The 13,058-nt window shown below is 36.3% G+C and carries 10 protein-coding genes and 1 pseudogene; all 11 read left to right on the forward strand.

What is annotated here, in order from left to right:
• The first annotated feature begins 125 nt into the window (after positions 1-125).
• The 11 genes and pseudogenes from CRO00_RS03170 (at position 126) to CRO00_RS03220 (ending at position 13,057) form a co-directional block, all read left to right on the forward strand.
• Positions 126-395 (forward strand): YlmC/YmxH family sporulation protein, encoded by a 270-nt coding sequence (locus CRO00_RS03170; protein WP_097072191.1) that lies wholly within the window; start codon positions 126-128, stop codon positions 393-395.
• Positions 392-1,180, forward strand: coding sequence for an NAD(P)-dependent oxidoreductase (locus tag CRO00_RS03175; protein ID WP_097072192.1), 789 nt, complete (start codon positions 392-394; stop codon positions 1,178-1,180). The genes CRO00_RS03170 and CRO00_RS03175 overlap by 4 nt, the downstream gene beginning before the upstream one ends.
• Complete coding sequence (locus tag CRO00_RS03180; protein WP_097072193.1) at positions 1,167-1,757, forward strand: dipicolinate synthase subunit B; 591 nt, start codon at positions 1,167-1,169, stop codon at positions 1,755-1,757. Before CRO00_RS03175 ends, CRO00_RS03180 begins: the two co-directional genes overlap by 14 nt.
• 82 nt (positions 1,758-1,839) lie before the next feature.
• Entirely contained in the window at positions 1,840-2,877 is a 1,038-nt protein-coding gene (locus CRO00_RS03185; protein WP_097072194.1) for an aspartate-semialdehyde dehydrogenase, read from the forward strand.
• A 13-nt stretch (positions 2,878-2,890) separates the two neighbouring features.
• Entirely contained in the window at positions 2,891-3,793 is a 903-nt protein-coding gene (dapA, locus tag CRO00_RS03190; RefSeq protein ID WP_097072195.1) for a 4-hydroxy-tetrahydrodipicolinate synthase, read from the forward strand.
• Between the two features lie 283 nt (positions 3,794-4,076).
• Positions 4,077-5,744 (forward strand): ribonuclease J, encoded by a 1,668-nt coding sequence (locus tag CRO00_RS03195; RefSeq protein ID WP_097072196.1) that lies wholly within the window; start codon positions 4,077-4,079, stop codon positions 5,742-5,744.
• A 144-nt stretch (positions 5,745-5,888) separates the two neighbouring features.
• Entirely contained in the window at positions 5,889-8,249 is a 2,361-nt protein-coding gene (locus CRO00_RS03200; protein WP_097072197.1) for a DNA translocase FtsK, read from the forward strand.
• Between the two features lie 169 nt (positions 8,250-8,418).
• Entirely contained in the window at positions 8,419-9,147 is a 729-nt protein-coding gene (locus tag CRO00_RS03205) for a GntR family transcriptional regulator (RefSeq protein ID WP_097072198.1), read from the forward strand.
• A gap of 57 nt (positions 9,148-9,204) precedes the next feature.
• Positions 9,205-10,284, forward strand: coding sequence for a BMP family lipoprotein (locus CRO00_RS03210; RefSeq protein WP_097072199.1), 1,080 nt, complete (start codon positions 9,205-9,207; stop codon positions 10,282-10,284).
• Positions 10,285-10,469: 185 nt separating this feature from the next.
• A pseudogene (locus tag CRO00_RS03215) lies at positions 10,470-12,018 on the forward strand (ABC transporter ATP-binding protein).
• Positions 12,011-13,057, forward strand: a complete 1,047-nt coding sequence (locus CRO00_RS03220) for an ABC transporter permease (RefSeq protein ID WP_097072200.1) — start codon at positions 12,011-12,013, stop codon at positions 13,055-13,057. Before CRO00_RS03215 ends, CRO00_RS03220 begins: the two are co-directional and overlap by 8 nt.
• Position 13,058 lies beyond the last annotated feature (1 nt).

The following is a 13,058-nucleotide window of genomic DNA, read 5'->3' on the forward strand; positions in this document are numbered from 1 at the left end:
CCACCTGTACAACTGTATATATACACTATATACAGTTGTACCAGTTTATGTCAATAGCTAACTTATAGGCACCTTCAAATCTTACTTTGCATATAGTATCAATAAGCTCATGGAGGAGGGAGATAATGCTGCTATCGGAGCTTGCGGAAAAAGAACTGATTGAAATGGAAAACGGTGTAAGGTATGGTTATCTATCCGAAACGGAATGTTTATTCGATCCAAAGACAGGAAAAATTTACGGGTTTGAATTAGATAATCAATCTGGTAAAATGCCTTTCCAAAAGAAAAAATCAACTTCACCATTGTTTATTCCGTGGGAAGAGATTCACCTTATTGGGGAGGATCGCATTTTGTTCCGCAAAACATCAACAAGTAGAAGGCAGTTTGATCAATGAATGAAGAAAAATGGTTAGTAATTGGAACGGATGCAAGAATGAAAGTTCTAGCAAAACGGTTAAGCAATGGTAACAGAACGGTGTATTTTAAAAACTTTAGTGAATGGGATGAGGAACTAAACAAAACTGTTTTAGATTTTCATCCTCATTTTGTTGTGCTACCGATTCATCCTCTGCCGATTAAAGTACCCATTGTTTTAGGACTTTCAAATGCAATTGTTTTTTCTGGAAAGCTAAACAGTGAATGGAGCCACATTTTAAAGGAAAATGAAGTTTATTATTATCTAGAGGATGAAGGATTTATATGGCATAATGCGGCATTAACTGCTGAAGGCTTTGTGTCGCATTTTTATAATACAAAACGTGCAATACAAGGGAAAAAATTTATTGTTACAGGTTTTGGTCGAGTGGCGAAAATGGTTGCCCATATTTTAAAAAGTATTGGGGCAGAAGTGTGTATTGCAGTGCGATCAAATGTACAGCTCAATGAAGCAAAAGCATTTCGTTATGAAACAGTTGATTTAATCGATGTAGGAGAAGTAAAAGGAGATTTCCTCGTCAATACAATTCCTGCTAAATGGTTGGATGAACAATTTAACAAGAAAATACCAATGCCAATTTATGATTTAGCCTCCTTTCCAGGGTGTTTACAAGATGAAGTTCAAAGAAAGCATTATGAATTGTTACCTGCACTTCCTGGTAAGTTTTTCCCAGAAGACGCAGGAAACGTATTATATGAATCAATTGTTGAACAGTTAAGGAGGAGAAATGTTGCTACAAGGTAAAAGAATTGGTCTAGGGATAACAGCATCACATTGTACTTATGAGGATGTTGTACCGAAAATAATGAATTTACGCAATGCTGGTGCTACAGTAGTTCCGATTATTACGCATTCGGTGTTAACAGCAGCAACACGTTTTGGTACAGGTGAGGAATGGATTAAAAAGATTGAAGCGTTATCCGGGGAAAAGGTCGTTTCATCCATTGTTGAAGCCGAACCATTTGGACCGAAAAATCCTTTAGATTGTATGGTTATTGCACCGATGACAGGGAATTCAATTAGCAAGTTCGCCAACGCTGCTACAGATAGTCCTGTTTTGATGGCAGCAAAAGCGACACTTCGAAATGGTTCACCTGTTGTTTTAGGGATATCAACAAATGATGCCCTTGGATTAAATGGCGTGAACATAATGCGACTATTAAATTCAAAAAATATTTACTTTATTCCATTTGGTCAAGATGATCCTCACAACAAACCAAACTCACTGATTTCTGATTTTACAAAGATGGTTGAAACAGTAGAACATGCCATCGTCCATAAAAAACAATTACAACCATTATTTATACAATATTTGAAATAATCAATTTTTCCAACACAAACTAATATTTTTATGATACAATCTACAACATTATGTTACTAGTTTTTGAGGAGAGATGAGAAGTATGGCTAAAGAATTATCAGTTGCTATCGTAGGTGCAACAGGCGCTGTAGGAAGTAAAATGAAAGAACAATTAATCAAACGTAATTTTCCAATTAAAAATATAAAATTTCTAGCTTCAGCGAGATCTGCTGGTAAAGATATCGAGTTTAACGGTCAAATGTACAAAATTGAAGAAGCAACTCCAGAGGCTTTTGAAGGTGTAGATGTTGCATTATTCTCTGCTGGTGGTTCTGTATCTGCTAAATTAGCACCTGAAGCAGCAAAACGTGGTGCAGTAGTTATCGATAATACTAGTCATTTCCGTATGCATGAAGAGGTACCTTTAGTAGTACCAGAAGTAAACAGAGAAGACTTGAAAAAACATAAAGGCATTATTGCAAATCCAAACTGCTCTACTATTCAAATGGTAGCTGCCCTTCAACCAGTTCGTGAAAAATTCGGCTTAACTCGTGTTATTGTTTCAACATATCAAGCAGTATCAGGTTCTGGAGTTTCTGCAATTGAAGAACTACGCGAACAAAGTGCACAATGGGATGCAGGTAAAAATATAGAAGCAAACATTTTACCAGCAAAATCAGATAAAAAACATTATCCAATTGCACGTAATGTCATTCCGCAAATCGACGTATTTACGGACAATGGCTTTACATATGAAGAAATGAAAATGATCAACGAAACGAAAAAAATCTTACACATGCCAGAACTACCTGTAGCTGCTACTTGTGTTCGTGTACCTGTTGTTTCTGGACATTCTGAATCTGTTTATATTGAAGTAGAACAAGATGCTAGTGTTCAAGATATTTTTGAAGTGTTAAGAAATGCTCCTGGTATTGTATTACAAGATGATATTACATCACAAGATTATCCAATGCCTTTATTTGTTGAAGGAGAAGACCCAGTTTACGTTGGGCGTATTCGTCAAGACCTTGCAAACAAAAAAGGATTCCACTTATGGATCGTTGCAGATAACTTATTAAAAGGTGCTGCATTAAACTCAATTCAAATCGCTGAAGCCATGTTGGAGGATAATCTACTCTAAGGGGTGTTATTGATTGGACTTAGGTAGAATTGCTACTGCCATGGTTACCCCATTTGATGAAAATGGAAAAATTAATTATGAAGTAGCAGAGGGAATAATTGAGTTTTTAATTCAAAACGGTACGGATACAATTGTTGTATGTGGGACGACAGGTGAAACTCCAACATTATCAATTCAGGAAAAAAGGGACTTTATTGATTTTACAATAAAAAAAGTAAAGAAACGAATCCCAGTAATTGCTGGTGTTGGTGTGAACGATACAGCATACACAATTGAAGCGACAAAAGTGGTTGAGGCTTTTGGGGCTGACGGTATCATGGTCGTGGCTCCATTTTATAACAAGCCAAATCAACGAGGTATATATGCGCATTTTGAAGCAATTTCAAAGGTAACTGATTTACCGATAGTAGTATATAACGTACCAGGTCGTACGGGTGTGAATATTTCAGCTGAAACGACCATCGCTTTAAGTAAAATACCAAATATTCGTATTGTAAAAGAAGCATGTGGTAATTTAGATCAAATGACAGAAATACTAGCAAATGTTTCTGATAATACATTTATCTATAGTGGAGATGACTCTTTAACGCTACCGTTAATTGCGATTGGCGGACGCGGAGTTATTTCTGTTGCATCCCATGTAGTAGGTAATGAAATGCAAACGATGATTCGTGCCTTTGAACAAGGCCGTCATAAAGAAGCAGCAGACATCCATCAAGCATTATTACCATTAATTAAACAATTATTTGCAAACCCTAACCCAGTTCCAGTTAAATACGCAATGAGTAAAGTAGGATTTGAAGTAGAAAAGGTAAGACTTCCATTAGTTGAGTTAACAGATGAAGATAAAGCAGCTTTTGACCATGTATGGAACGAATTCCAAGAGAAAATGAAGAAGCTAAACAAGAATACCTAAATATTTCAGACTGTAGATAAACTCATAATGTTGAGTTTGCCTACAGTCTTTTTGTTATTACGAATGAGAGCAGTAATAATATTGATAAATAGAAGCAAATTTTTTTCATAAGCATAGATAGAAAAATTCGCTGGGCAGTAAAAGAAGTAGAGTAAATATTAAAAATTATCTATACCTGATGCCTAATATGAAAATTTGCGCTTTTTTATTTGTGCTTCATTCATGGACACCGTATAATGAGTTTAAGTGGTTGTGCGTTCGGGATATTTTAGGAGGAAATCAAGTGACGAAAACAAAAAACGAAGTAATCCGTGTAATTCCACTTGGCGGAGTGGGAGAAATCGGAAAATCTATGTACGTAATTGAAATAGATGACGAACTATTCGTAGTTGATAGTGGTTTAATGTTCCCAGAAGATGAAATGCTCGGAATAGATATTGTCATCCCAGATATTACTTACTTAGAAGAAAATAAAGAGCGTGTCAAAGGGATTTTCTTAACACATGGACACGAAGACGCAATTGGCTCAATATCATATCTACTTCAAAAAATTAAAGCACCTGTATATGGATCCAAGTTAACAATTGCATTGGCAAAAGAACATATTAAAGATTTACCAGTGCCTCAACCGGTGAAATTCTTTGAAGTGACTAACAAAAGTCGTATGAATTTTAACTCTACGTATGTAACGTTTTTCCATACTACTCATAGCATACCTGATTCACTAGGAATTGTGTTCCATACTTCTGAAGGTGCTATTGTTCATACAGGGGAATTTAAATTTGATCAATCTGCTAAAGGGAAATATAAACCTGATTTAGCAAAAATGGCGCAAATTGGTGAAGATGGAGTATTCATCTTACTTTCTGAATCAACAGAAGCAGAACGACCAGGATATACAACAAGTGAAACGGTCATTGAAGAGAAGTTGGCAAAATACTTCTACTCAGCACCTGCACGGATTATTGTTGCGGTTTACGCTTCTAATTTTATTCGTATTCAACAAGTCTTTAACCAAGCACAAGAATCGAATCGAAAAATAGCAGTGATTGGAAAAAGTTTAGAAAAAGTAATCGATATAGGCGTAAAGCTTGGTTATTTAACAATCGATGAATCAACGCTTATTCCAGTAAACGAAATTCAAAAATATAATGATGAAGAACTAATTATTATTATAACGAGTAACCAAGGTGAACCTTTAGAAGCGTTAGATAAAATTGTTCGAAAACAACATCGTGATATTCGCATTAAAGAAACAGATACAGTTTTAATTACATTCACACCTTCACCGGGTATGGAAATTCAAATGGCAAGTGCAATGAATAATCTTGCTAAATTGGGTGCTACAGTTTTAACATCTGATAAAAAAGTTCACGTATCAGGGCACGGTAGCCAAGAAGATTTAAAAATGATGCTTAATCTAATGAAACCAAAATACTTTATCCCGATCCAAGGTGAGTACAGAATGTTAATTGCCCATTCAAAATTGGCTCAAGCAACGGGATTACAAAAATCTCAAATTTTTATTGCCGATAAAGGTGATATTGTCGAATACAAAAATGGCAAGATGCGAATGAGTGGCCGTGTGCAAGCAGGTAATGTTCTCATTGATGGAATTGGTGTAGGGGATGTAGGAAACATTGTACTACGTGACCGAAAATTACTTTCTCAAGATGGGATATTTATTGTTGTTGTAACCTTAAACAGAGCTCAAAAGAAAATTGCATCTGGCCCAGAAATTTTATCTCGCGGATTTGTTTATGTACGTGAGTCAGAAGAATTAATACTCGAAGCAACTGACCTCGCACGTGGTGTTATTGAAAAGTATGTAGATAAAGATACATTTGAATGGACAAACATTAAACAAGAAATCCGTGATACGTTGAACGCTTACCTATTCCAAAAAACAAAGCGCCGCCCAATGATTATCCCAATAATTATGGAATATTAAGCACATAAGTTCTAAATTAGGTTGTCCGACAAAAAAATAGTTTATATCTTTGAAGGATTAATTGTCATCAACCGAGAAGGATTTTCTTAGCCGAATTACCGGTCAAGGAAATCCTTTTTTTCTCTAAAATAGTTGATAGTTTAATTGGTAAAAGAAAAGCAGGTGAACAATGTGGCAGAAAAGAAACCAAGTACAAAAGCAAAAACAGGACTACATCCGTTAGCTTATGAAATCATTGGACTTTTATTAATTGCATTTGCAATTATCGTATTTTTTGAATATGGGATTGTTGGTCGAACAATTCAGACAATCTCAATGTTTCTATTTGGTAACCTTTACATTGCCGTTCCATTTTTTGCAGTATTAACTGCAGTATTGTTAATGGTTCAAAGAAAAGGGATTTCTTTTAAGGACAGAGTTGTACAAGGATCGTTATTAATCGTCCTAAGCTTATCCATATTTGGTCATAGTGTGTTATTTGAAGAATTATATAAAAGCAATAAATTACTGACAGATTCAGTTTTGCGAGAGACATGGCGTCTACTTATTGAGATGGAAGGTATTGAAAATCGTAGTAGTGCATTAGGTGGAGGAATGATTGGTGCACTATTTTTTAGTATGTTTCATATTTTATTTGATTCTGCAGGTGCTAAAATTGCCGCATGGTTTATATTATTTATAGGTATCATATTAATTACTGGAAAAGCACTTGTTCCGATATTGGTGGAAAAAGCACCGAAAATCAAAAAAAGTTTCCCAAAGAGAAGAAGAAGTAAAAAATCTGTTGTAAAAGATGAAAAACCGAAGCGACGGAGGAGGGCAAAAGACAAACCCATAGCTGATGAGATAGCTGCCACAACAGAAGAAAAAGTGCCGATTAACCAACCTTCGCATCACTTAGATTACTTTGAAGAAGAGGTACAACCTGAGGAACCGATTATTCAAGCATTTAAACGAAATATCCCAGACGAAAAACCTAAAGAAAAGAAAGCAAAGCAAGAAGAAGTTTTAGATGAGCAGGAAAAAGAAAAATTCAATAAATCTATTCAACAAGCAGTTGAGGTAAATGTTGAAAACATAAATTACCGATTACCATCGATGAACTTGTTAGAGCTTCCTCCTTCATATGATCAAAGTGGTGAATATTCAATCATCCAAACGAATGCGAAAAAGCTTGAACAGACCTTTTATAGTTTTGGTGTGAAAGCAAGGGTCACTCAAGTTCACTTAGGTCCGGCAGTAACAAAATATGAAGTTATGCCGGATATCGGCGTGAAAGTTAGTAAAATTGTAAGTCTTCAGGATGATTTAGCTTTAGCTCTTGCTGCGAAGGATATTCGAATGGAGGCACCTATTCCTGGGAAATCAGCTATAGGCATCGAAGTACCAAATAGCGAGATTGCGATGGTTACGTTAAGGGAAGTATTAGAGGCGAAAGAAAATAACAAGCCAAAATCAAAATTATTAATTGGCTTTGGTCGAGATATTACAGGGCAAGCAATATTAGCAGAGCTTGATAAAATGCCGCATTTACTTGTAGCTGGTTCTACAGGAAGCGGTAAAAGTGTATGTATTAATGGTATTATCTTATCCATTCTTATGCGCGCGGCTCCACATGAAGTAAAAATGATGTTAATCGATCCGAAAATGGTTGAATTAAATGTGTACAACGGTATTCCACATTTGCTTGCACCTGTAGTTACAGATGCAAGAAAAGCCTCACAAGCACTACAAAAAGTAGTATCAGAAATGGAACGCAGATATGATTTATTTTCTCACACTGGAACTCGAAATATAAAAGGCTACAACGACCATATTGAACAGTTTAATAGGGACCAAAATGAAAAACATCCAAAGTTACCATATATTGTCGTTATTATCGACGAGTTAGCAGATTTAATGATGGTTGCGTCCCATGATGTAGAAGATTCTATTACACGTCTTGCTCAAATGGCACGTGCAGCTGGTATCCATTTGATTATTGCAACCCAAAGACCTTCTGTAGACGTGATAACTGGAGTTATTAAAGCAAACATTCCTTCCCGTATCGCTTTTGCAGTATCATCTGCCGTTGATTCGCGCACAATATTAGATATGGGTGGTGCTGAACGATTACTAGGAAGAGGTGATATGCTATTTTTACCATCTGGATCATCTAAACCAACCCGTGTTCAAGGTTCCTTTGTATCAGATGCAGAAGTAGAAGCTGTAGTTGACTTTGTCATTGAACAACAAAAAGCTCAGTATGATGAAACAATGATTCCAACAGACGAACCAGAAAAATCCTTTGAGGACGAAACAGATGAATTATATGACGAAGCAGTTCAACTTGTCGTTGAAATGCAGACCGCATCCGTCTCCATGTTACAGCGACGTTTTAGAATTGGCTATTCTAGAGCAGCTCGTATTGTCGATCAGATGGAAATGCGAGGAGTTGTTGGTCCGCCAGATGGTAGTAGACCTAGACAAGTTCTCATTAATAAAGCAATTGTGGAAAATGGATAAATCTTTATTATATCATATTACTACCAAATAATGATAATAATCTACTTTTATTGAAGAATAATTATATGCAAATCTATTTTCTTTAATGAATAAAAATGGTATAGTATGAACGATTAGTAGGAATGTTCAACATCAGATGTCTGATCTTTTGTTGTGGTGGTGAGATAAAATGTCAATAAAAGCAGACCATCGTCATTTATACCTTCAAGTAATCGACCGGTTAAAATCGGATATTGAAAAAGGAGTCTACAAAGAGAATGAAAAACTCCCTTCCGAATTTGAACTATCGAAAGAACTTGGGGTAAGTCGAGCAACATTACGTGAAGCACTAAGACTATTAGAAGAGGAAAATGTCATCGTTCGCCGTCATGGAGTTGGAACATTCGTAAACCCAAAACCTGTCTTTACTTCGGGTATTGAACAATTATCGAGTATTTCATCCATGATTGAAAAAGCAGGTATGACACCTGGTACAATTTTTCTTGAGGCAACTGAAGATTCTCCAACTGAAAATGATTTAGAACGCTTTGGTAGTGACGTAAATGACAAGGTAATAACAATCGAACGAGTGAGAACAGCTAATAACGAACCTGTTGTCTATTGTGTGGATAAGGTATTAGCTAAATATCTTCCAGACGATTTCGTTCAAAAGAAAGAAGTATCCATTTTCTCATCGCTTGAGCAATCTGGTGACATTCATGTTGCATACGCTGTGACGTACATTGATCCAGTTGGTTACCATGAACAAGTATCACCTATATTAAATTGCGGTCGAGAAACAGCATTACTTGTATTAAAACAACTACATTATGATGATAATGATTGTGTTGTTCTTTACTCTAAGAACTATTTTAGGGCTGATAAATTCAGCTTCCATGTAATTCGAAAACGCGTTTAGAACAAGTTTCAAAAATTCCTGCTAATTACTGAATCTAAAATCTTGGGGGGTAAACAAATGAAAAAACGTAAATTTGCTTTTGCGCTATCAGGTTTATTAGCACTTGGTACAATCCTTGGTGCTTGTGGCTCAAAAGATGAAACAGAAGAAAAGGATACGAATACAGGTACTGAAGAAACTGCCGATAACTTCTCTGTTGCAATGGTAACGGATACAGGTGGGGTAGATGACAGATCATTCAACCAATCAACTTGGGAAGGTATCCAAGCATTTGGTGAAGAAAATGGCCTTGAAAAAGGTGATGGTGGTATAGATTATTTAGAGTCTAAATCAGAATCTGATTATGTTACAAACTTAAATAACTTAATTCGCCGTGATTTCGATTTAATCTTTGCAGTAGGTTATGCTTTACATGATGCGGTTGATGAAATTGCTGGTCAAAAACCAGAAGCACAAATTGCTATTATTGACGAGGTTGTTGATGGTAGAGATAATGTAGCATCCATTATGTTCCGTGCAAATGAAGCATCTTACTTAGCAGGTGTAGCAGCAGCTCTTGAAACGAAATCAAACAAAATTGGTTTCATTGGTGGTATGCAAGGTGCAATCATTGGTGGTTTCCAAGCTGGTTTTGAAGCTGGTGTAGCAGCTATTAATCCTGACATTAAAGTAGATGTAGAATATGCAGAGTCTTTCACAGATGCAGCAAAAGGTCAACAAATTGCAAAAAGAATGTATGATTCTGGTGTAGATATTATCTTCCATGCAGCTGGTGGAGTTGGTAATGGTCTTTTCACAGAAGCGAAAGAACGTAAACAAAAAGATCCAAATGCTAATGTATGGGCAATCGGTGTAGACCGTGACCAATATGACGAAGGAAAAGTTAACGATGACACAAACATCGTATTAACATCTGTATTAAAACGCGTTGACGTTGCAGCTCAAGAAGTTGCAAAATTAGCTCAAGAAGGAAACTTCCCTGGTGGAGAAACAATCACTTATGGATTAAAAGACCAAGGTGTAGACTTAGCTGATTCTCGCGGTGCTATTACAGAAGAAAACTTAGCAAAAATTGAAGAATATAAACAACAAATCATCGATGGAACAGTTGTAGTTCCAGAACAACCTGAGAAGTAAGAAGGTTTCATGAAGGCTAGCCCTGCTAGTCTTCATGTTATTTTTAAATGTTTAGAATCAAGTAATCGTTAACAGATGAAAGGTTTTAAAATTACATAAATTTACTAACATGTTTGAAACCTTTCTTGTGTTAATATACAAGTCTACTAGTCTAAAAAATATAAGTGTCCAAGGGAGTGAACACATTGGAATATGTGATTGAAATGCTTGGAATCCGTAAACAATTTGGGGATTTTGTAGCAAATGATAATATCACCCTTCAACTTAAAAAAGGCGAGATTCATGCACTACTTGGAGAAAATGGTGCGGGAAAATCAACGTTGATGAATGTGCTCTTTGGGTTATACCAACCGGAAGCTGGAACGATACGTGTTTCACGGTAAGGAAGTTAAAATAACTGACCCAAATGTTGCAAATAAACTTGGAATTGGTATGGTACATCAACACTTTATGCTAGTTGAAAATTTCACGGTGACGGAAAACATTATTCTAGGTGCGGAGCCAACAAAAATGGCGACGATTAATATTAAAGATGCATCAAAAAAAGTACAACAATTATCTGAAAAATACGGGCTGAACGTAGATGCCCATGCAAAAATTGAGGATATTTCTGTTGGGATGCAACAACGTGTAGAAATTTTGAAAACGCTTTATCGGGGAGCGGATATACTAATTTTCGATGAACCAACTGCATCGTTAACTCCTCAAGAAATCTCAGAATTAATTCAAATAATGAAACGTCTAATTGAAGAAGGTAAATCCATTATTCTAATTACACATAAATTAAAAGAAATCATGGAAGTTTCCGATCGTGTAACGGTAATTCGTAAAGGGAAAGGTATTGGAACTGTTACAACAGCAGAAACAAACCCAACTCAACTAGCGGAATTAATGGTAGGACGTCAAGTAGTATTTAAAACTGAGAAAAAAGAGGCGCATCCAAAAGATGTTGTCTTACAAATCGACTCGTTAGTTGTGGCAGATAACCGTGGGATTGATAAAGTCAAAGGTTTAAATCTTTCCGTGCGTGCAGGAGAAATTGTAGGGATTGCAGGAATAGACGGAAACGGGCAATCTGAACTAATTGAAGCAATAACTGGTCTTAGAAAAGTAAAAGAAGGAAAAATCACTTTAAACGGTCAAGATATTACTGGTTTAAAACCACGTAAAATTACTGAATCAGGTCTCGGTCATATTCCGCAAGACCGTCATAAACATGGACTTGTATTAGATTTTACTATCGGACATAACATTGCTTTACAAACATATTATCAAGCCCCAATTTCAAAAGCTGGTGTAATCGATTACAAAAAGGTGAACGAGATTGCACGTAAGGTGATTGAAGAATATGATGTTCGTTCAGGAAATGGTGAAGCATCAATTGCAAGATCTCTTTCTGGAGGGAACCAACAAAAAGCAATTATCGGGCGCGAAATTAGTAGAAATCCAGATTTACTAATAGCGGCACTGCCTACACGCGGACTAGATGTTGGTGCTATAGAATTTATTCATAGACGTCTAATAGAACAACGAGATAACGGAAAAGCAGTCCTACTCATCTCCTTTGAACTTGATGAAGTAATGAATGTTTCTGATCGAATCGCTGTTATTTATGATGGTTCGATAATTGATACGGTGTTACCACATGAAACAAGCGAACAAGAATTAGGTTTATTAATGGCAGGTCAATCGCTACAAGAAAACCAAAATAAAGTAGGTGGCGAAAATGAATAAACGACTTATCAATATTCTTGTTCCACTGATTTCGATTGTACTTGGTCTAGTTATTGGTGCAATTGTAATGGCTGTAAGTGGCTTTAATCCTGTTGATGGATATATGGCATTGTGGAACGGAATCTTTATGGATACTTATACACTGGGTGAAACAGTCCGCCAAATTACCCCTTATGTGTTCTCAGGTTTAGCTGTTGCCTTTGCTTTCAGAACTGGACTATTTAACATCGGTGTTGAAGGTCAACTTATTATGGGATGGTTGGCTGCCGCCTATGTGGGTCAGGCGTTTGAACTTCCTGCAATTATTCACGTTCCTTTAGCATTAATAGCAGCTGCTGTTGCTGGTGCACTTTGGGCTTTTATTCCTGGTTTATTAAAAGCAAAATTACAAGTACACGAAGTTATCGTTACAATCATGTTGAACTATACTGCTTTACATGTAGCAAATGCATTTATTGAAATGATTTCTGGTGGGGGAGAACGGACAGATAAAATTCATGAATCCGCTTCGTTACGTTCTGAGTTCTTTGAATCGATAACAGATTACTCTCGTATGCACTGGGGATTCGTACTTGCACTCATTGCAGTAATGGTTATGTGGTTTATTTTAGAAAAAACAACGCGTGGATATGAGTTGAAAGCTGTTGGATTTAATAAACATGCATCACAATATGCAGGGATGAATGTAAGTAAAAATATTATTCTTGCAATGGTTATTTCAGGTGCCTTTGCCGGTCTAGGTGGAGCGATGGAGGCATTAGGAACATTTGAAAATATGACAAAACTACATGCTAGTACTGGTATTGGTTTTGATGGAATTGCGGTTGCATTACTTGGGGCAAACCAACCATTTGGAGTACTTCTAGGAGCAATCCTTTTCGGCTCTCTTAAATATGGTGGATTAAATATGCCAAGTGAAGCTGGGGTACCAACAGAAATCGTTTCAATTGTCATTGCTTTAATTATTTTCTTCGTAGCATCAGGCTATGTAATTCGAGTGGCGCTTGAACGTTTCGGTAAAAGAAAGGAGGTAAAATAAC

This window comes from Ureibacillus xyleni, from assembly GCF_900217795.1.
GTDB classification, from domain to species: Bacteria; Bacillota; Bacilli; order Bacillales_A; family Planococcaceae; genus Ureibacillus; species Ureibacillus xyleni.